Here is a 19,962-nt window from a genome sequence, read left to right as displayed (position 1 = left end):
CCCCCTCTAACGTCCCGGTGAACACGGTTTGCCTGCACGACGCCACCAGAAGCACATGCAGGGCTGGTCACGCCAAGAAGGGGAAAAACATGTCCGAACCCGATATCCTGAAGGGCAAGCTGCGCCTGCCCGTTTTCGGCTCGCCGCTTTTCATCATTTCCAATCCGGACCTGGTCCTGGCCCAGTGCAAGGCCGGCATTGTCGGCTCCTTCCCGGCGCTCAATGCCCGTCCGGTCAGCCAGCTGGATGAATGGCTCGACCAGATCACCTCCGAGCTGGAAAGCTATAACCGCGCCAATCCGGATGCGCCGGCCGCACCCTTCGCCGTGAACCAGATCGTGCACCGCTCCAACCAGCGGCTCGAAGAGGACATGGCCCTGTGCGAGAAGTACAAGGTGCCGGTCGTCATCACCTCGCTTGGCGCGCGCGAGGATGTGAACCAGGCCGTGAAGGGCTGGGGCGGCATTTCCCTGCACGATGTGATCAACCAGAAATTTGCCCACAAGGCGATCGAGAAGGGCGCGACCGGCCTGATCTGCGTCGCCGCCGGCGCCGGCGGCCATGCCGGGGCGCTCTCGCCCTTCGGCTTCATCGCGGAAACCCGGTCCTGGTTTGACGGTCCGATCCTGTGCTCCGGTTCGATCTCGACCGGCGGCGGCGTGCTGGCGGCCCAGGCCATGGGCGCCGACTATGCCTATATCGGCTCTGCCTTCATCGCGACCGAAGAGGCCCGCGCCGAAGAGGCCTACAAACAGGCCATCGTGGAGAGTTCCGCTGAGGACATCGTCTATTCCAACCTCTTCACCGGCGTGCACGGCAATTACCTGAAGAAGTCGATCATCGACGCCGGTCTGGACCCGGACAATCTGCCGGAAAGCGATCCGTCCAAGATGGATTTCGGCTCCGGCGGCGGGTCCAAGGCGAAGGCCTGGAAAGACATCTGGGGCTCCGGCCAGGGCATCGGTTCGGTCCAGAAAATCCGCCCGGCCGCCGAATACATCGCCCAGCTCTCCGCCGAGTACGACGCCGCCAAGGCGCGCCTTTGCGGCTAGTCGCAGAGCCTGACCGACACAGCAAAAGGCCGGTTCCGCGAGGAGCCGGCCTTTTTTGCGGGTGCTGATCTTGGGGTCAGGCCTGGCGGGCTTCGCTGATCTCGGCCTGGGCGAAAGCGGCGATCTCGTTGGCATCGCGGAACATCACGTCCGGGCCCTGCGCTTGCAGCACGGCTTCCGTCGCGAAGCCCCAATTCACCGCAGCGGCAACGCAACCGGTTTCGCGGGCGGCTTCGATGTCGCGGACTTCATCGCCGATGCTCAGCGTGCGCGCCGGCGTTGTGCCCGCCTTCTTGATCACCTTGCGGAAAACGGAGGCCTTGCCGAACAGCGCCGCGCCGCAGGCGAAAATCCTGAAATGCTGGCACAAATCCTCGCCCAGCACGGCCCTGACGGCAGTTTCGCCATTGGAGGAGACGACTGCCAGCGTGATGCCCTGGGCGGACAGGTCCCGGATCATGGCGCGGATGCCGTCGAACAGATGGATCTTGTCGACATTCTCGGCGGCGCGGGCGCGGACATCGGCCGCAAGGAAGGGGATTTTCCAGGCCGGGATGTTCAGCTCGCTCATGATCTGCTTGGGCGTCAGGTCGCGCAGGGCTTCGGCGCGTTCGCCATCGATCGGCGGCAGGCCGTGCTTGTCGACCAGATCGCCCAACTCCGTCCGGAACCAGGTGAGACTGTCGGCGAGCGTGCCGTCAAAATCGAAAATGACCAGATCGTAGCGTGCCAAACTCTACCGTCCCGCTTGTCGTCAGCTGTCGCCTAGCCGCCAAGCGGCCTCCCCATCGGTCATGTCTGACCGATTCTTGTGACAAGTAGACGTCGTAACGCATTCAGTTGGATACGAAAACGGGCGGAGGTTAAAAAACGCTCCGCCCGCTGACAATTTCCACGATCCGCGAATGATCAGATCGAGGTCAGCCAGTCCGGCTTGACGTAGGGCATTTTGAGATCGTCTGCGACCGGCTTGTAGCAGATCTCGCCTTCGGCCGTGTTCAGGCCGCGCGCCAGGTGCGGATTGTCGTTCAGCGCCTGTTTGGGACCCTTGTTGGCGATCTCCAGGCCCAGCGGCAGGGTGGCGTTGTTCAGCGCCAGGGTGGAGGTGCGGGCATAGGCGCCCGGCATGTTGGCGACGCAATAGTGCACGACATTGTCGATCACATAGGTCGGGTCATCATGCGTGGTCGCCTTGGAGGTCTCGAAACACCCGCCCTGGTCGATCGCGATGTCGACGAGCACGGCGCCGTCCTTCATCTCCTTCAGCGTGTCGCGCGTGACCAGTTTCGGCGCGGCAGCCCCCGGGATCAGCACAGCCCCGATCACCACATCAGCGTCCTTGACGGCCTGTTCCAGCGCCGCGGCGGTGGAGTAGGCGGTCTTCACGGCGCCGGAGAATTGCTCGTCCAGTTCGGCCAGGCGCTTGTTGGAGCGGTCGAACACGGTGACATCGGCGCGGGCGCCAATGGCCATTTCCGCCGCATGGGTCCCCGCGACACCGCCGCCGATGATCACGACCTTGGCCGGCAGGACGCCTGGCACGCCGCCCAGCATCAGGCCGCGGCCACCCTGGGCCTTCATCAGGCAGTGGGCTGCCACCGAAACCGACATGCGGCCGGCGACCTGGCTCATCGGCGTGAGCAGGGGGAGGCGGCCATCATTGTCGGTTACCGTCTCATAGGCGATCGACAGGCAGCCGGCCTTGCGCAGGCCCTCGGCCTGGACGGCATCGGCGGCCAGGTGGAGATAGGTGTAGAGCGTGTGGTGCGGCTTCAGCATCGCCGTTTCCGACGGCTGGGGCTCTTTCACCTTCACGATCAGCTCGCCCTTTTCAAAGGCGGCCGCCGCGTCCGGCACGATCGTGGCGCCGGCGGCCTCATACATCTCGTCGGAGAAACCGATGCCGTCGCCGGCGGTCGACTGGACGAAGACTTCATGGCCGTGGCGCACGAATTCGGTGACGGAATTGGGCGTCAGGCCGACGCGATATTCCCGGACCTTGATTTCCTTGGGGACCCCGATACGCATGATTGTTTCTCATTTGGCTTGGTCGCGGGAGGAATATGCGGAATCCTTCGATCCGGACTTCCTGACGCGAACGAAATTGACAACCCGCATCGTTTGGTGTGAATTATCGTGCACCATTCGATGTTGATGGCGACGTATATACGAACCATTGCAGCAAATCCAGAATGATCTGCTGCCAAACCGTAATTATTGGGGAGAGTGTGTCTTGCGGCTTGATAGTGTCGATATCTCCATCCTGACCGAGCTTCAGGAGCGTGGGCGGCTGACGAACGCGGAATTGGCGGAACGCGTCGGCCTGTCGGCCTCGGCCTGCCATCGCCGGGTGAAGGCGCTGGAGCAGGCGGGCGTGATCGACCGCTATGTCGCCATTCTATCGGAAAAGGCGTTGGGCCGCGGCATCACGGTTTATGTCCAGGTGACGCTCGACAACCAGAAACGCGAGACCCTGGTGGCCTTCGAAGGGGCCGTGGAAGAGGTCCCGGAAGTCATGGAATGCTATCTGATGAGCGGCGAGGCGGATTACCTCATTCGCGTGCTCGTCCGGGATGCCAATGATTACGAGCGCGTCCACCGGGAAGTCCTGTCAGGCCTGCCCGGCGTCGCCCGCCTGCATTCCAGCTTCACCATCCGCCGCGTCTTCTCCCGCACGACGATGCCTGTCCCGGACACGGTGGATGTGGCCGAAGGTGTCTAGGGGCGCTGTGTCAGGGATTGGGATTGTCGACGATTGGATAGCCGTCGACGACAAGGCAGTAATTCAGGGCAATGGTTTCGGCTTTGAGTGGGATGGGTTCCGCTTCACCGGTTTGACCCAAAATCTGGGCATTCATGGGCAGTAGATTGACGGGATCGGCGTAGACGACGACCGGGCTGTTCTCGCTGAAGCTGGGAATGAACGCGTCGTCGGGCGAGCCCGTATCGGGTTCGTTTGCACTGGCTTGCAGGAAGTGCGCATGGGCGCGCAGCTGGGCGTCGCTCAGACTGATTTCCGATTGTCCGAACTGAGTGCCAGCATAGCGGGCGTTTGCCGGGTCTATCCCGACCGGAACGCGGCGTGTCAAATCCGGCAGATAAAGCTGTGACGGGTCATGACTGGGCGGACCGTAAATATTCTGGATATACCAGTCCAGGCACATGGCTGTTGCGGTGTAGAGTGAGCGGCCATTCGCCACCCGCGTGAATGACGGGCAATCCAGATTCGTGAAAATGAGATACTCCCCGGCGCCGTAGCCGCTCGCCGGCGTGTTCCCCGAATAGCATTGCTCACCGGGCTCTCTCGGCACATCGCCATCCAACCAGGCTTGCACTCGCGCTACGATGCCGGAGGCATCCGGCGACCGGTCCGGACCGTTCGTGCCGACACTTTGTTCTCGTATTGCCCCGCCCAAATCAGGCATTTCACCGCCATAGGCGATGCAGGCATTGAAGTTGAAATAGGGGTGGACGATGTCGTAGCCGGGGTCGCCCGCGCCTGCGACAGTTTCTGCGTTCAATGTCGTGAGTGTGCCGGACATGTCGCTCGTGTAGGCTTCGATGGCCGGAACAGGCACGGCAAAGGTGTTCTCTTGAGGGGTGGGAGAGTCGGCGGACTGGGTATTTGCAAGTACACGGTGCGTGTGCGCCGGCACGTTGTTCGCGTCGACTTGAACGTTCGAGCGTCCGCTCACAGAAGCAAAGCTGTCGGAGCCCTCCCTTGCGTCCTCTCCGATAAAGGCTTGCTCGACAAAGCGTCCACGAAGATCCGGCAGCAGGACATTGTCACCGTTTGTACCGAAAGAGTTGCCGATGACTTGCTGTAGCTGGGTGAATTCTGGATTCTGGTTCAAATCGATCATTCGACCGTCTGCCAGCGTGTAGTTCGGCGGGCAGGCATAAGGAAAATATTGGATTTGGCCGATGACAGGATTGACCTGACCTTGTGCAATCCCGGGCAGGGCGAAGAGAGCAGAGAGAGCCGCGGCCAGAACGGCAGCCCGAGCGCGCAGTGGCTTGGCCTGCGTAGGGGGCCCCGGAACAGGAGAGTGAAACAGTGTCATTGCCCGGCCTCCAGCAGTGATGAGTCGGGCATGACCCCAAACGCCTGGATGCAAATGATTTGAGCCATGACGGGCTGGTACAGGCTTACCGTCTCCCAGTCTGGATCGCCTGCCGTACTCATCGCCTCGATTGCGAAACTGCGTTCCTGGAAACTCCCCATTCTTGAGGCGTAACGATCTATGTTTTCCGTGGAGGCGGACGTGGGAAGTATGTTCTCTTGGGGTTCGCTGGTGTTGGCCTGGGAACTGCTGGCTGAGAAAGTATGGGAGTGCCGGGGCAACATTCGAGTTGCCTCTGCGCGCCCTCCCGTGCCGAACAAGGGATAATCGATACCGCTTTGCGACGTGCCCGCCCCCATGAGCGAGGCACTGCTCAGATTGGGAACGGCAAATGTCGTCCGCCCATCGCCGCCGTAGCGGGTCCCGAAAATCAGGAACAGTTCCTGATACCGCGCAATCGGGAGCGGTGTGCCGTCTGCGGCCACCGCCATGTCCGGACAAGTTTCGCCTGCCAGTATTCGAAGCTGCCCGACATAGTAATCTTGCTCGGTGTGCCCTGAAACACTTGGCTCTGTGTTGGTAGCACAACCCGCTACAGAGCCGCATATCGCGAGCATCGCTGTGATGGATCGAACGGTTTTCATCTGGCGCCCCGAAGATGACTGAAATTAACCTAAAATTGCTTTGCAGCAGGGGTCAACTTATTGGGTTGGGCGTGTGTTGATACCGGAGAGGCGGTCCTCCGTCTTGCCAGCCAGCGTATTCGCCGCTAACTCCCCGCCATGACCGACAATCGCTATGACGCTCTGGGTCAGCTCGGTGCCTCGACACCGCTGCCCGACAATCCCGAGACCGCCGAGCTGGAGCGGGTCGCGAACCCGTGTGACGCGCCCTACATGACGCGCTTCGTCTGCCCGGAATTCACCTCGCTCTGCCCGGTGACCGGCGCGCCGGACTTCGCTCATCTGGTGATCGATTATGTGCCGGACCAGTGGATCGTGGAGAGCAAGTCGCTCAAGCTCTATCTGGGCAGTTTCCGCAATCACGGGGCCTTCCACGAAGCCTGCACGACCGGCATCGGCCAGCGCCTGGTGAAGGAACTGGATCCGGTCTGGCTGCGCATTGGCGGTTATTGGTATCCGCGCGGCGGCATCCCCATCGACGTCTTCTTCGCCACCGGCGAGCCGCCCAAGGGTGTCTGGATCCCGGAGCAGGACGTGCCCGGATATCGCGGCCGCGGCTGAGCCCCCCAAACAAGACGGACGCACCCGTGAAGGCGCGCCCGCTGAAAGGTGTCTGCCCGGCGAGTGAACGGGCAGATGGGATTTATGATCTCTAGAAGTCGAACTGCAGGCGCATTTGCAGCGTATCGCTGGTTTCGCTGAAGGCCGGGGCGTCCAGTTCCGCAGTAACATAATTGGCCGTCACGCGGACATGATCGAGCGGGTACCAGTTCACGCCGACACTCGTGGCCCGGTAGTGACCCAGATTGGCATCGCTCATATCGGTCACGTCGTGACGCGCGGCGATTTCCCAAGCGCCCGGACCGCCCTCGCGCAGTGAGCGCGCCGGACGGGTCCGGTCGAAGGCGGCCTTGGACATGGAATAATTGCGGCTCTCACCGGTGAGGAACCAGCCGGCCTGAACGTAAGCGCTGTCAAAGGCCGGATCGCCGGCCGGACCATCGATCTGCAGGCGGCTCAGCTCGCCCTGGGCGTGGAAGGGGCCGCGGACCGCAGCGGCTTCCAGGCCGAAATAGTCGGACCGGTCGGCCTCGCCCAGGGCCGAGCCCGGGCGGTAGTCGGCCGCGCGGAAGCGGTTGGACAGATGCGCCTGCGGGTAGGCGCGGACCCGCAGGCCCTGGTCATGATCCAGCCGGCGCCAGGAGCCGCCCAGGTGCAGGCGTGTATCGCCGATTTCGTCGGACCAGGCGATGCGGGCCGCGAGAGCCCGGCTGTCATCGCGTTCGGCAAAGCGGAAATTGTCGTCCATGGGCGCGCCGAACACGCCGGCCGCCGCGTAGACCGTTTCGTTCGACCAGAACCAGGCCAGTCCGATCCGGCGGTCCAGGCCGAACAGATCGGTCGACAGGCCGCGCTCCATGAAGGTGATGTGACGCGAGGAGGTCTGCTCGTCGAGCGAGTTCATCGTCTTGAAATGGCCAAAGCGGACATTGCCGACCGGGCTGGCGTACTGGACGAACACGTCATTGGGCTTGTTGTCGGCACTGGAAAAGTCGAACTCGGCGACGAATTTGAAATCGCCATACTGGCCCTGCACGCCCAGACGGGCAGTGCGGAACTCGTCCCGATCGCCTTGACCACCGCCATTCGGGCTCGACCAGTCCACGTCCGCCAGATCGTAGAAGACCCGGCCGCGCAGCTTGATGGAAAACTCGCCGTCTTCGCTCTGCCAGGACGGCACGCGTTGATACTCGGCCAGGCGATCCCAGCCATTGTCCTGAGCCAGGGCGGACGGGGTCAGACAGGCGCCCAGGGCGAGCGCCAGAAGAGAGATGGATTTGCGCATTGGGGGTGTCCTGTCGTCTTAGGCGGCACGGATCTGTTCGAGGAAGCTGGCGAGCGCTGATTTCAGGCGATCCGTGTCGCCTGAAACGCCGCGGGCTGCTTGCAGAACGCTGGCCGCGCCTTCATCGGTTTCCCGGACATTGCCCGAGAGGGCGGCGATGCTTTCCGTGACCTGGCTGGTCCCGGCGGCGGCCTGGGAGACGCTGTTGGCAATCTCGCGGGCGGCGGCATCCTGCTGCTCGATGGCCGACGCAATGGCTGTCGTGCTTTCGGAGACCTTGTCGATCAGGCCGGTCATCGAGGAGATGGCCGTCACGGCCCGGTCACCAGAGCTCTGGATGGCATCGATCTGGTCGGCGATTTCGTGTGTGGCCCGGGCCGTCTGGTCGGCCAGCGCCTTCACTTCGGATGCGACCACCGCGAAGCCCTTGCCGGCATCGCCGGCGCGCGAGGCTTCGATCGTGGCGTTGAGCGCGAGAAGATTGGTCTGCTCGGCGATGGACTGGATCAGGGTGACCACCGTGCCGATCTTGGTGACCGCTTCGGACAGGCCGGACATGGTTTCCCGCGTGACGCCGGCTTCCTGCACTGCATCACCGGTCAGACCCTGGGATTCATTCACCTGACGCGTGATCTCGCGGATCGAGCTGGTGAGCTCCTCGGCAGCCGAGGCCACAGCCTGGGTATTGGCGGAGGTTTCCTCGGCGGCGCTGGCCACGATGGCGGATCGTTCGTCCGATTGGGCCGCCGTCGAGCGCAGCTGGTCCGAAACGGCGATCATGTTCACGGCCGCTCTGGCGACATCCTCGGCGATAGAGCCGACCGAAGCGTCGAACTCATCCGCCATCTCATTCATGATGCGCCGCTTCTCTTCAGCTGCGCGGGCATCGGCTTCGGCCTGTTCGGCCCGCAGGCGTTCCACTTCGATCAGGCTCTTCTGGAAGAAGACCACAGCCTTCGCCATCTGGCCGATTTCACCGCCCTGGTCGGTGGCCGGGATGGTCTGGTCCGTCTGGCCATTGGCCAGATCGCCCATGGCGTGCGTCAGGTCATTGACCGGTTGGGCAATGGAGCGGCTCACCAGCCAGCACAGCAGGCCGGCGATCACGGCGATGCCGCCGACAATGCTCATGGTCAGGACGCGAATCTGCTGGCGATCCGACTGTAGGGCGGTGCTGGCAGCCCGGCCTTCCTGGCGCGCCCGGTTCATGATCGTGTCGAAATCCGGTTCCATCGTGGCGAAGATTGCGCTGAGCTCGGACACGGTGTCCTGCTTTGCCAGTTCGCCTTCTGCCCAGGCGTGGAAGCCGCTTGCATAGTCGGCCATCAGGGCCGTGATGTCCGCCTTGTCGCGATCAGAATAGTCACGCTGAGCCAGCAGGTCTGCGAACTCGGTCTGGCGCTGGTCGAAACTGTCGATGTATCGGGCGCTGCCGCGAAGCATGAAGTCCTTCTCGTGCCGGCGCATCATCAGCATGAGCACAGTCAGTTCGGCATCGCCAAAGCTTTCCAGGCGCTCTTCCACATTGTGGACCGCGCTGCGCAGTTCGCCTTGCAGGCCGGTGTCATGGGAGAGGCCCAGACGCGTCTGTTCCTCGACCACGCTGGCGAAGGTGCGCTCATGCAGTGGCATGGCTTCGACGAGGTGCTCGATGGCGGCATTGATCTCGGCCGGGGCATCCAGATCGCTGATCTCTTCGAGATGGGCCGAGACCTGTGCCGCATCGGCCAGATAGGCGTCAAAATAGCGGGTCTCCTGGCGCAGAAGGAAATCCTTCTCACGCCGGCGCATCTGCAGGGCACCGATCTCGACTTCCAGCGCCAGCCGCTCGATCTGGGCGAAATTCTGCTGGCGTTCGAGGGCCGCGCTCGTGGCGCGATCCGAATACCACAGGGTGGCGGCCAGGGAGATCAGGGTGAAACCGATCAGCCCGCCCAGAATGCCGACGCGAAAATAAACTGGAAGCCCTTTGAGCCCTCGCATGCCTGTCTCCTTCACCGGCGACCCTCGTGCCTGAAAGGGGCCGGATGTGATTAACTAAGGCGGAGGCTGATGCCGGGTCAGCGGCGGGAGTTACAGTTATATGACATGCGCAAGTGTTTATATTTGAGTAGGAAATTCGACGCCGTTAAATTACGGAAAAATTCGAAATGTAAATTTGCAGTCCTTGGCATAAAGGGCGCGGCTTTTTTGCAAATCTTTGGCGGCAAACGCCAAATTGGACTGCCGTCCTGTTGGATGTGAGGTTGTGCCCCTCGTGCCAGCGGCCGGAGCCAGCCAGGATGCCGGCAGGCGGCTTAACGAAATCCCGGGCCGCAAACGGCCAATCTGCATGAAATATGAGGGGCAGTCTGTCCGGTTCTACGTGAACGGGGTTCGTGTATCGCCTTGGAATTGCTCACCTTGCCGAAAACGGGGCGGTCTCGTCCTACCAGTGATCGACGCGCGCGGCCGGGCGGACGCGTTCCACCGGCTCGTCCTCGGCCGAACCGACATAGAGATAGCCGGCGATCCGCTCGCTCGGTCCCAGACCGAGTTCGGCGTTCACATCCGCATCAAAGGCATACCATTCCGTCAGCCACTGGGCGCCGAAACCCATGGCCGAGGCGGCAATCAGCAGGTTCTGGCAGGCGGCTCCCGACGACAGGACCTGCTCCCATTCCGGGATCTTGTGGTTCTCGGTGACCGAGGAAATCACGGCGATGACCAGCGGGGCCCGTTCGAACCGGCCCGCCTCGAAAGCCACTTGTTCATCGCTCGCATCGGGATTTTTCGCCTTGAACACCTGGCCCAGGGTCTGACCGAAGCGTGTGCGGGCCTCGCCCTGGAAGACGATGAAGCGCCAGGGGGCCAGCTTGCCGTGATCGGGGACCCGGCTGGCAATCGCGATCAGCTGATCGACCTGTTCCGCGGACGGTCCCGGCTCGTTCATGGCCAGCGCCACGGTTGACCGGCGCCGGCTCAAGAGGGCGAGGGTCTCGGCATTGGCATGGTGCGGCGCCAGGCGTTCGCCAGGGGCGGGAAAAGCGAGCTGGGTCGGTTCATCATTCATGACAGGGTTGTCCCGGAAGTGTGTGGCAGTTTTGACCAATTCAGTCCGTGATCGGTATACCTAGTGACGGGCAGGCTCAAATGCGAGCCGGGGAGTGAGTGATAAACATGGCTGCTGAAGCAAGCACGGACGTCGATGACACGCCGGCCGACCGTCGTCGGCGCAAGGTGCGCGAAGCGATCATCGACGCCGCAGAAACCATTTTTGCCACCGATGGGGAAGAGGGGATCTCCATGCGGCGGCTGGCGGAGGCGATCGATTACTCGCCGGCGGCCATCTACAAGTATTTTGCCTCCAAGGATGACCTGTTCACGGCCATTCGCGAGATGTTCTTTGAGCGTCTGATGGCGCGCATCAATGAAGCGATGGAAGAGGGCGGCGGCACTGCCCAGCTCTGCGCCCGCTGCATGCGGGCCTATATCGAAACCGGCATGGAAGAGCCCAATCACTACATGATGGCTTTCGCGCCGTCCGTGACGGCCAAGCCGCATCTGCACGAGGAAAAGGAAGTCGCCTTCGAGGCCGAGGCGGCCCTGGTCGAAATGATCCAACAAGGTCAGGCGGAGGGCAATTTCCGGGCCGGAGATCCGCGGGTCTTCGCCAAAAGCGTCTGGGCCAGCCTGCACGGTCTGACGCAGCTGATCGTCTGCCTGGACGAGTTCCCGAACGGCATTCCGGGCTCAGAGCATGTCACTTTGGACTCGGTGATCGATGTCCATGCGGATATGATCATTCGGGGTCTCATGAATTGATGCATGAGGCGAATACGAAAATAATTTAACGGCGTTCACTTTTCAAACGACGTTCAGTGTCCTACATCTCCCTGCATCTGACAGGCGAGGGTGCAGGCATGTCTCTATACAAACGACCTCTGGGAGCCGGATCGATGGTGGCGGGTGCCGCAATCGGTGTGGCCATTCTTGTATTCGGTGTCTCCACCTTGCGGGCGGAAGCCAATTCGGCTCTGCCGCCCCCGCCGCCCCTGCCGGTCTCCGTGATCGAGGCGGACTATGATGCCGGTCTCGCCGTGGAAGACCTCTATCCCGGCCTTGTCGCAGCCCGGCGCGAAACCGCGCTTGGCTTTGAGCGGGCCGGCCGTCTGGATGCGCTGACTGTGGATGTCGGCGACCGTGTCGCGGTCGGCGATGTCCTGGCCCGGTTGGATACGCGGGCCCTGGACGCCCAGATCATTGCCGCCGATGCCCAGACCGCCGAAGCCGCCGCCCAGACCGCACTCGCCGAGGACACACAGGACCGCCAGGCCCAATTGCTCGAGCGCGGCCATATCTCGCAACAGCGCTTTGACGAGGTCATCACCTCGACCCGCGCCGCCCAGGCCCGCCAGAACGCGGCCGCCGCGGCCGCCGACGCCTTGCGCGTGCAGCGGGATTTGTCGGTCCTGACGGCACCGTTCGAAGGTGTGATCACGGCGCGTTTTGCTGATGAGGGCGCCATCGCCCAACCGGGACAGGCTCTGCTCGAACTGGTCGAGGCCGGGGCGCTGGAAGTCCGGGTCGGCCTGCCGCGCGATACCGCCGCCGGCCTCAGCATGGGTGATGTGCTGGACTTCGTGACGCCTGCGGGCCGTGTGCCGGGCCGCTTCCGCGCCACCACAGGCGTGGTGGACCGGCAATCGCGGACCGTCACCGTTGTCTTCGACCTGGATCAGGCCAGCGGCATTGCGGCCGGTGAAGTCATTCGGCTCTCGCTGGATACGCCCATGGAACAGGCCGGTTTCTGGGTACCCACCCAGGCGCTGGCTGAAGGCCGCCGGGGTCTCTGGTCTGTCTACGTCCTGGTGCCGCAAGAGGGCGAGGGCCACGCCCTGGAGGCCCGTCCGGTGGAAGCCCTGCGCGTCGAAACTGACCGCGCCTTCGTCCGCGGTGCCGTCAATGCCGGTGAAATGATCCTCGCCGGCGGCATCCAGAGGGTCACACCCGGCCAGTCCGTTGTGCCGGCCCGAATCGAGGCCCGGGCCCAATGAGCACGCTCTTCTACCGCTTTCCACGCCTGACCTTGCTCAGCGTGATCCTGCTGATCGCGGCAGGGCTGGGCGCCTTCATGTCGCTGGGGCGCCAGGAAGACCCGTCGCTGACCGAACGCTTCGGCACGGTGGTCACCGTCTTCCCGGGCGCGTCCGCCGAGCGCGTCGAAGCCCTGGTGACCGAACCGATCGAGGACGCCATCCACGGTCTCGCCGAGATCGATGATACCAGTTCCAATTCCCGCTCCGGCATTTCCGTGATTACGCTGCAGGTTCGCGAAGACCTGTCCCCGCCGGAAGTCGATCAGGCCTGGACGCTGATCCGGGAACGCGTGGCCGGCGTGCAATCGCAATTGCCGGCCGAAGCCCTGCCGTCGCAGGTCGAGCGGCAATATGTCGGCGCGGCCACTATGATCGTGGCCCTCAGTTGGGACGGGCAGGGCGCGGAAAATCCCGCCATCCTCACGCGTCTCGCGGACGAGTTGGAAGCGCGTCTGCAAAACCTGACCGGCACCGAAAAGACCGAAGTCTTCGGCGGTGTGGAAGAGGAAGTCCGGGTCGAAGCCGATCCGGATGAGCTCGCCGCCCTCGGGCTGTCGATCACCGATCTGGCGCAGCTCACCGCCCGCGCGGATTCCAAGGCCCCGGCCGGTGAATTGCGCGCCGGCGCCGTCGACCTGTCTGTCGAGGTGGCCGGGGAATTCGACAGTCTGGACCGGATCCGGGACATTCCCGTCGGCCAGGCCGAGGACGGGACCTTCATCCGCCTGGCCGATATTGCAACAGTGGTGAAGGATGCCCGCGACCCGGTGCGGTCTCTCGCCCTGGTCGATGGCCGCCGCTCGGTGCTCGTGGCCGCCTATCTCCAGCCCGAACTTCGCGTGGACCATTGGTCGGATGCCGCCGATACGGTGATCGCCGACTTTGCCGACAGCGTCCCCGGCGTGCGGGTCGATACGGTCTTTCGACAGGGCGATTATGTCGATGACCGCCTGCACGGTCTGGCCCGAGATCTGGCCGTGGCGGCCCTGATCGTCTTTGCCGTCCTCTTCTTCATGATGGGGTGGCGCGCAGCGCTGATCGTCGGGTCGGCCCTGCCGCTGACGGTTCTGGCCGTCCTCGTCCTGATCCGCCTCTATGATGAGCCCCTGCACCAGATGTCGGTGACCGGCCTCGTCGTCGCGCTCGGCCTGCTGATCGATAATGCGATTGTCGTGGTGGATGAATACCGCCTCTTGCGCCAGCGCGGGCAGGCGCCTCTCGCAGCGCTGGAAACCTCGGTCCGTTTGCTGTTTGCCCCGCTTCTGGCGTCCACGGCCACGACTGTCTTCGCCTTCGCGCCGATCGCGCTGATGCCGGGCGCGTCGGGCGAGTTCATCTCCATGATCGGGATTTCCGTGATCTTCGCGATCACCTCGTCCCTGGTTCTGGCCCTGACCGTGGTCAGCGCCTTTGCCGCCTGGTTCGATGATCCCGACCTGGTCCATGCGCCACGCCGTTTCTGGCGTCATGGCCTGGGGGCCGGCCCGTTCGGACCGGTCTATCGCCGCCTGCTCGACACGATCAGCGCGCGGCCCTGGATCGGGCTTCTGGCCGGCGTGGTCCTGCCGGTGGCCGGCTTCTTCGCGGCCTCCACCCTGCCGGTGCAATTCTTCCCGCCGACCGATCGCGACATGTTCCAGATGGAATTGGAACTGCCGTCCACGGCCTCCATCGCGGAAACCCGCCGCCAGGCCGAGCGTGCCCGGGAACTGATCCTGTCCTATGACGGGATCGAACAGGTCAGCTGGGTTATCGGGGAGAGTGCACCGCGCACTTATTACAATGTCGTCGGCAACCGGTCCGACGCGCCGAACTATGCTGCCGGCTTCGTCCGCACTGAAAGCGCCGAGGCCACCGCCCGCATCCTGCCGGACCTGCAACGCCGCGTGATGCAGGAATTCCCCGATGCGCGCTTTCTGACCCTGCCTTTCGAGCAGGGGCCGCCCATCCCCGCGCCGATCGAACTGATCATTGTCGGGCCGGAACTGGGCGAGCTGGACCGGCTCGGCCATGAAATCCGCGGCATTCTCGCCACCACTCCAACGGTGACCCACACGCTCGCCCTCCTGGAACGGGGGGAGCCGGTCGCACGCGTCATGGCGGATGAGGCTTCGGCCGAACTCGCCGGTGTTCGTCTCGCAGACCTCGCCAACCGTCTGCGCGGTGATTTTGACGGTGTGATCGGTGGCAGTGTGTTGGAAGGCACGGAAGAACTCCCCGTCCGGGTTATTGCCCAAGATGACCGGCGGGCGAGCCTGGCTTCCGTGGCAGGGTCCCCCCTGGCATCGCCGGGCGCTGACATTCTGGCCTCACCGGTCGCAGCGCTCGGCGATGTCACCCTTTCCCCCCAGGTCGCCACAATTCCCCATGAGGACGGCATGCGGGTGAATACGGTCTACGCCTATCTGGATCCCTTCACCCTGCCGGCCCCGGCGCTCGACCATTTCTTCAGCGCGCTGGAGGCGGCCGAGATCGAGCTGCCGCCGGGTTATGACCTCCGCATCGCCGGTGAAGCCGCCGAGCGGGGCAATGCCATGGCCGACCTGCTCGGCACGGCCCTGCCGCTCCTGGTCCTGATGATCGGATCCGTGGTGCTGGCCTTCAACGCGTTCCGCTATGCCGGGATCATTTTCGTCGTCGCCTTCCTGTCGGTCGGCCTCGCCCTGTTCGGGGTCTGGCTGTTCGGAACGCCGATGGGGTTCAATGCCATTGTCGGCTCGATGGGGCTGGTCGGACTGTCCATCAATGGGTCCATCGTAGTGCTGTCAGCCTTGCGTCATGATACCGGCGCGATCGCATTGGAAACCGGTTCTGTCACCCGCGTGGTGATGGACGCCTCGCGCCATATCCTGTCGACAACCCTCACCACGATCGGAGGATTTCTGCCGCTCCTCCTGTCCGGTGACAGCTTCTGGCTGCCCTTTGCCTCGGCCATGGTCGGCGGTGTTGCGGGATCGGCCGTGCTGGCCCTGGTCTTCGCCCCGTCCGCTTTCGTCTTCCTGACCCGGCTGTCCCTGAAAAAGCGCAAGCTGGCCGACAGTCTGCGCCGGGCGGCCGACAAGGCGAAGGGCTTGCCCGGCCTTGCCGAACAGGCCTAGAGCCGAAACAGGCAAGTGCGGAGGCTGGCATGGCCCGGAAGCGCGGGCCATGGCTCGTCCATGAGACGCGCCAGGCCTATCAAAATCCCTGGATCGCGGTGACCGAGCATGACGTCACCCGTCCGGACGGCAAGCCCGGCGTCTATGGCGTGGTCAATTTCGCCAATCTGGCGATGGCGATCCTGCCGGTCTTCGAGGACGGAAGCATCATGCTGGTCGGTCAGCACCGCTTCCCCCAGGACCGCTACAGCTGGGAAATCCCGGAAGGCGGCGGCCCGCTGGCCGATGACCCGCTTTTCAGCGCCCGGCGCGAGCTGAAAGAGGAAACCGGTCTGTCGGCGGAGCATTGGCGCGAGATCCTGCGCATGGATTTGTCCAACTCCGTCACGGACGAAGCGGCGATCGGCTATCTCGCCACCGGATTGACCCGGGGCGAAGCCGAACCGGAAGGGACGGAAGAGCTGGAAACCCGGCAGGTTCCGTTCCGGGCCGCTCTCGAAGACGTGTCCAAAGGCGTTATTTCTGACGCCTTGACGGTAGCGATGCTGCTGCGGGCATACTACATGGCCCAGGAAGGTGAGCTGGACCGAGCGCTCGCCAACGCAATGTTGGGCCGATAGGCGCAAGGAGACGACCATGGCAGTCACATCTGCGGAAAAAACGGTAAGCGCACGCACCGGCGTCGATTCCCTCTGGGCCCGGCTCCGGGTTGAAGCGGCTTCCGCGGCGGCCGAAGAGCCGATCCTGGCGAGCTTCCTCAATGCCGCCATTTTGCGCCATGACGAGTTTTCCCACGCCCTGGCCTATCGGCTGGCTGCCAAGATGGCCGACGCCCAGCTCGACATGATGCTGGCCCGGGACGTGGCCGAGGAAGCGCTGGAAGGCGATCCCACCATTGTGGCCAAGGCCGCGGCCGACATGATGGCCGTGGATGAGCGCGATCCCGCCTGCCTCTCGCTGTTGCAGCCCTTCCTCTATTTCAAGGGCTTCCACGCCCTGCAGGCGCACCGCGTGTCCCACTGGCTCTGGAATGAGGGCCGTCAGACCCTGGCTTTCCACCTGCAGAGCCGGGTCGGTGAACGCTTCGGTCTGGACATCCACCCGGCGGCCCGGATCGGGCAGGGCGTCATGTTCGACCACGCGACGTCGGTCGTGATCGGTGAGACCGCCGTGATCGGGGATGATTGTTCCATCCTGCACGAGGTGACCCTCGGCGGGACAGGCGCAGCCCACCAGGACCGCCACCCGAAGATTGGCAAGGGTGTCCTGATCGGTGCCGGTGCCCGGGTTCTCGGCAATATCCATGTCGGTGACGGGGCCCGGATCGCAGCCGGTTCCGTGGTTCTCCAGGATGTGCCGGAAGGCTGCACCGTGGCGGGCGTTCCGGCCAAGGTGGTCGGCGATTGCTGCAAGGAACCCGCGAAATCCATGGATCAGAGCCTGCCGTCTGGCTCGGGCTAGGCCTGAAAATCCCGATTCCCGTGGCAAGACACAGCGCAGGGGACAGCCCTGTACTGGACGCACCCCCCTGCCATGGGCTTAGTTACGGCCAACTTCGAATCCCCCCAAGCGGAGGCTCTTGCCCGTGAACAAGAACATGACCCCCCTGGAAGCCGCCAAGCTCCAAATGTTCCTTCAGTCCAAACTGAACCCGGAACTCGTCGTCCAGTGCCGGAACCGTCCGGATGAATGCGCCGAGATCCATATCGGTGATGAATGCCTGGGTGTGGTCTCCAAGATCATTGATGAAGGCGAGACGTCCTACTCCTTCGAAATCACCATCCTGGATATCGACCTGGAAGATCTTTGATCGATCCGGCCGCGCCTGTCCTGGACATCCGCTCGGTCGGCAAGACCTATCCGGGCGGGGTCGAGGCCGTGCGGAATGTGTCGCTGGCCCTGCCGCGCGGCCAATTGCTGGCCCTCACCGGTGAGTCCGGCTGCGGCAAGACGACATTGCTCAAACTGATCAACCGCCTGGAGGATGCTTCGGGCGGTTTGATTTTGTACGAGGGTGAGGATGTGGCCGAAATGGATCCGGTGCAGCTGCGCCGGCAGATCGGCTGGGTCATGCAGGGCGATGGCCTGTTTCCGCATCTCACCGTGCAGGAGAATGTCGCGATCATTCCGGGGCTTCTGGGCTGGTCCGCGGACCGGACGCGGGCGCGGGTGGCCGAATGGCTCGACATGGTGGGGCTGCCTGCCGGGGACTATGCCGACCGCTATCCCTCCGAACTGTCCGGTGGACAGCGCCAGCGCGTCGGCTTTGCCCGTGCCCTCGCGGGCGAACCCGATCTGATCTTGATGGATGAACCCTTTTCCGCGCTCGATCCGATCACGCGGGACAGTCTGCAGCAGGAGTTTCGGGACTTGCAGGCCCGGCTGGGTTTCTCCGCGGTGATGGTCACGCATGACATGGCAGAGGCGCTGATTATGGCCGATCAGATCGCTGTCATGCAGGACGGGGCGATCCTGCAGCAAGGCACGCCGGTCGATCTGCTCGAAGCGCCGGCCAGTGACTATGTCTCCGGCCTGCTGGAAACGCCGCGCCGCCAGATGCGCGCGATCCGGGAGCTGGGCGCATGAATGCGAATCTCGCCGAACGCCTGGCCGAATTGCCGCATCTCCTTTCGGCGCATGTGATCCTGTCCATGACCGCGCTGGTCTGCGGAATCGCGGTGTCAGTCCCGCTCGGCATCGTGGCCGCGCAGCGACCCGGCCTGTCAGCCGTGACCCTGAACATCGCCAGTGTGATCCAGACGATTCCCGGTCTGGCCCTGTTGGCCCTCATGGTGCCCTTGCTCGGCGGCATGATCGGATTCTGGCCGGCCTTCCTGGCGCTGCTGCTCTATTCCCTTCTGCCCATCCTGCGGAACACGATCGTGGGCCTTCAGGGAATAGAGCCGAATCTGCGCGAGGCGGCCCGTGGAATCGGCATGACCGACGCGCAACGCCTCTGGCAGGTCGAATTGCCCCTGGCCCTGCCGGTGATCGTGGCCGGTCTGCGCACGGCGACCGTCTGGGTCGTGGGCGCGGCGACGCTGGCGACACCGGTCGGCGCAGCCAGTCTGGGCAATTACATCTTTGCCGGCCTGCAGACCCGCAACTGGCTGTCCGTCCTGTTCGGCTGCCTCTTCGCCGCCGGCCTGGCGATTGTGCTGGACCAGGCGATCCGCTGGCTGGAAGTGGCGGCCCGGGATCGCCGTCGCGGCTTGGCGCTGGGGGTGGGGGCCTTTCTCGTCGTCCTGATCGGCGCGTCCATCCTGCCGCGCTATGTCAGCCTGGCCGGTGAGGCGGGGCCGAGCAACCAAATCGAGGCCTCCGCCGCTCCGGGAATCGCCGGCGAGACTGTCGTGGTCGGGGCGAAGTCCTATACGGAGCAGTACATCCTCGCCGCGCTCATGCAGCGCCGCCTCGAATCGGCCGGCGCGCGGGGCGAGAGGCTCGACAATCTGGGCTCGACGATTGCATTCGATGCGGTGCGCACGGGTGAGATCGATGTCTATGTCGATTTCACCGGCACGATCTGGGCCACAGTGATGAACCGGCCCGAACCGGTCGAGCGCCATCTCATGTTCACGCAAATGTCCGCCTGGCTTTGGGAAGAGCATGGCATCCTGACCCTGGGGCGTCTCGGCTACGAGAACGCCTATGGCTTCGCCATGCGCCGTGACCGAGCCGAGGCGCTGGGTGTCGACAGTCTGGACGATCTGGCTCCCATTGCCGGTGAGCTGGAGATCGGCGGGGACCCCGAAGTGTTCGCGCGGGCCGAATGGACCGCGACCCGGGATGCCTATGCGCTGGGGCCGATGCGGACCCGGTCCATGGATTCCACCTTCATGTACACGGCCGTGCGGGACGGGCAGGTCGATGTCATTACCGCCTACACGACTGATGGCCGAATCGCGGCGTTTGACCTGGCTGTGCTGGACGATCCGCTGGCCGTGCTGCCGCCCTATGATGCGGTCATCCTGCTCTCACCGCAGGCCGCCCGGCGTCCGGGGCTGGCTGATGCGTTGGCGCCGCTGATCGGTGCCATTGACGCGACCTTGATGCGTGAGGCCAATCGCCGGGTGGACATGGACGGCCAGACCCCGGCCCAGGCCGCCGCCTGGCTGGACGGGGTGATCTCGGAGTAGGC

18 protein-coding genes are annotated in these 19,962 nt (G+C 63.8%); 11 read left to right on the top strand and 7 right to left on the bottom strand.

The features are described 5' to 3' along the window. Positions 1 to 89: 89 nt before the first annotated feature. Positions 90 to 1,052 (top strand): NAD(P)H-dependent flavin oxidoreductase, encoded by a 963-nt coding sequence (locus FCS99_RS07430; protein WP_138511449.1) that lies wholly within the window; start codon positions 90 to 92, stop codon positions 1,050 to 1,052. Between the two features lie 76 nt (positions 1,053 to 1,128). Here the strand turns inward: FCS99_RS07430 and FCS99_RS07425 are convergent, their stop codons facing one another. Further along, entirely contained in the window at positions 1,129 to 1,785 is a 657-nt protein-coding gene (locus tag FCS99_RS07425) for an HAD hydrolase-like protein (protein ID WP_138511448.1), read from the bottom strand. Positions 1,786 to 1,961: 176 nt separating this feature from the next. Then, entirely contained in the window at positions 1,962 to 3,080 is a 1,119-nt protein-coding gene (gene ald / locus FCS99_RS07420; RefSeq protein ID WP_138511447.1) for an alanine dehydrogenase, read from the bottom strand. A gap of 205 nt (positions 3,081 to 3,285) precedes the next feature. Here ald and FCS99_RS07415 point away from each other — a divergent pair, with 205 nt between their 5' ends. After that, positions 3,286 to 3,774, top strand: a complete 489-nt coding sequence (locus FCS99_RS07415; protein ID WP_138511446.1) for an Lrp/AsnC family transcriptional regulator — start codon at positions 3,286 to 3,288, stop codon at positions 3,772 to 3,774. 10 nt (positions 3,775 to 3,784) lie between these two features. Here FCS99_RS07415 and FCS99_RS07410 read toward each other — a convergent pair whose 3' ends face one another. Together FCS99_RS07410 and FCS99_RS07405 are read right to left on the bottom strand one after the other, a co-directional pair. Next, on the bottom strand, positions 3,785 to 5,116 hold the full coding sequence (locus FCS99_RS07410; protein WP_138511445.1) for a tail fiber protein: 1,332 nt from the start codon (positions 5,114 to 5,116) through the stop codon (positions 3,785 to 3,787). Then, a complete protein-coding gene (locus FCS99_RS07405; RefSeq protein WP_138511444.1) occupies positions 5,113 to 5,760 on the bottom strand; it encodes a phage tail protein in 648 nt (215 codons plus the stop codon). The genes FCS99_RS07410 and FCS99_RS07405 overlap by 4 nt, the downstream gene beginning before the upstream one ends. 138 nt (positions 5,761 to 5,898) lie before the next feature. On the opposite strand from FCS99_RS07405, the gene queF reads away from it, so the two are divergent. After that, entirely contained in the window at positions 5,899 to 6,360 is a 462-nt protein-coding gene (queF, locus tag FCS99_RS07400) for a preQ(1) synthase (protein ID WP_138511443.1), read from the top strand. Between the two features lie 91 nt (positions 6,361 to 6,451). On the opposite strand, the gene FCS99_RS07395 is transcribed toward queF, so the two are convergent. From FCS99_RS07395 to FCS99_RS07385, 3 genes are all read right to left on the bottom strand, one after another. Further along, positions 6,452 to 7,645, bottom strand: a complete 1,194-nt coding sequence (locus FCS99_RS07395; RefSeq protein ID WP_138511442.1) for an OprO/OprP family phosphate-selective porin — start codon at positions 7,643 to 7,645, stop codon at positions 6,452 to 6,454. A gap of 18 nt (positions 7,646 to 7,663) precedes the next feature. Further along, on the bottom strand, positions 7,664 to 9,628 hold the full coding sequence (locus FCS99_RS07390; RefSeq protein WP_138511441.1) for a methyl-accepting chemotaxis protein: 1,965 nt from the start codon (positions 9,626 to 9,628) through the stop codon (positions 7,664 to 7,666). A 445-nt stretch (positions 9,629 to 10,073) separates the two neighbouring features. Next, positions 10,074 to 10,697: a nitroreductase family protein gene (locus FCS99_RS07385; RefSeq protein ID WP_138511440.1), complete on the bottom strand. Its 624-nt coding sequence runs from the start codon at positions 10,695 to 10,697 to the stop codon at positions 10,074 to 10,076. Between the two features lie 107 nt (positions 10,698 to 10,804). Between FCS99_RS07385 and FCS99_RS07380 the strand changes: the two genes are divergently transcribed. The 8 genes from FCS99_RS07380 (at position 10,805) to FCS99_RS07345 (ending at position 19,960) form a co-directional block, all read left to right on the top strand. Continuing rightward, on the top strand, positions 10,805 to 11,449 hold the full coding sequence (locus FCS99_RS07380) for a TetR/AcrR family transcriptional regulator (RefSeq protein WP_138511439.1): 645 nt from the start codon (positions 10,805 to 10,807) through the stop codon (positions 11,447 to 11,449). A gap of 98 nt (positions 11,450 to 11,547) precedes the next feature. Further along, complete coding sequence (locus FCS99_RS07375) at positions 11,548 to 12,681, top strand: efflux RND transporter periplasmic adaptor subunit (protein ID WP_138511438.1); 1,134 nt, start codon at positions 11,548 to 11,550, stop codon at positions 12,679 to 12,681. Next, positions 12,678 to 15,821, top strand: a complete 3,144-nt coding sequence (locus tag FCS99_RS07370) for an efflux RND transporter permease subunit (protein ID WP_138511437.1) — start codon at positions 12,678 to 12,680, stop codon at positions 15,819 to 15,821. Before FCS99_RS07375 ends, FCS99_RS07370 begins: the two co-directional genes overlap by 4 nt. Positions 15,822 to 15,850: 29 nt before the next feature. Further along, complete coding sequence (locus FCS99_RS07365) at positions 15,851 to 16,441, top strand: NUDIX domain-containing protein (protein ID WP_138511436.1); 591 nt, start codon at positions 15,851 to 15,853, stop codon at positions 16,439 to 16,441. 16 nt (positions 16,442 to 16,457) lie between these two features. Then, positions 16,458 to 17,282, top strand: coding sequence for a serine O-acetyltransferase (cysE, locus tag FCS99_RS07360; RefSeq protein ID WP_138511435.1), 825 nt, complete (start codon positions 16,458 to 16,460; stop codon positions 17,280 to 17,282). A gap of 136 nt (positions 17,283 to 17,418) precedes the next feature. Further along, complete coding sequence (locus FCS99_RS07355) at positions 17,419 to 17,631, top strand: DUF3126 family protein (RefSeq protein WP_233352700.1); 213 nt, start codon at positions 17,419 to 17,421, stop codon at positions 17,629 to 17,631. Further along, a complete protein-coding gene (locus FCS99_RS07350) occupies positions 17,628 to 18,407 on the top strand; it encodes an ATP-binding cassette domain-containing protein (protein ID WP_138511433.1) in 780 nt (259 codons plus the stop codon). Before FCS99_RS07355 ends, FCS99_RS07350 begins: the two co-directional genes overlap by 4 nt. After that, positions 18,404 to 19,960 carry an ABC transporter permease/substrate-binding protein gene (locus FCS99_RS07345; protein WP_138511432.1) on the top strand — a complete coding sequence of 519 codons (1,557 nt, stop codon included), beginning with the start codon at positions 18,404 to 18,406 and terminating at the stop codon, positions 19,958 to 19,960. The genes FCS99_RS07350 and FCS99_RS07345 overlap by 4 nt, the downstream gene beginning before the upstream one ends. Positions 19,961 to 19,962 lie beyond the last annotated feature (2 nt).

Source organism: Maricaulis alexandrii (assembly GCF_005871165.1).
Lineage (GTDB): Bacteria > Pseudomonadota > Alphaproteobacteria > Caulobacterales > Maricaulaceae > Maricaulis > Maricaulis alexandrii.
The sequence above is the reverse complement of the archived record's forward strand: the minus strand, read 5'-3'. Positions and strand labels throughout refer to the sequence as shown.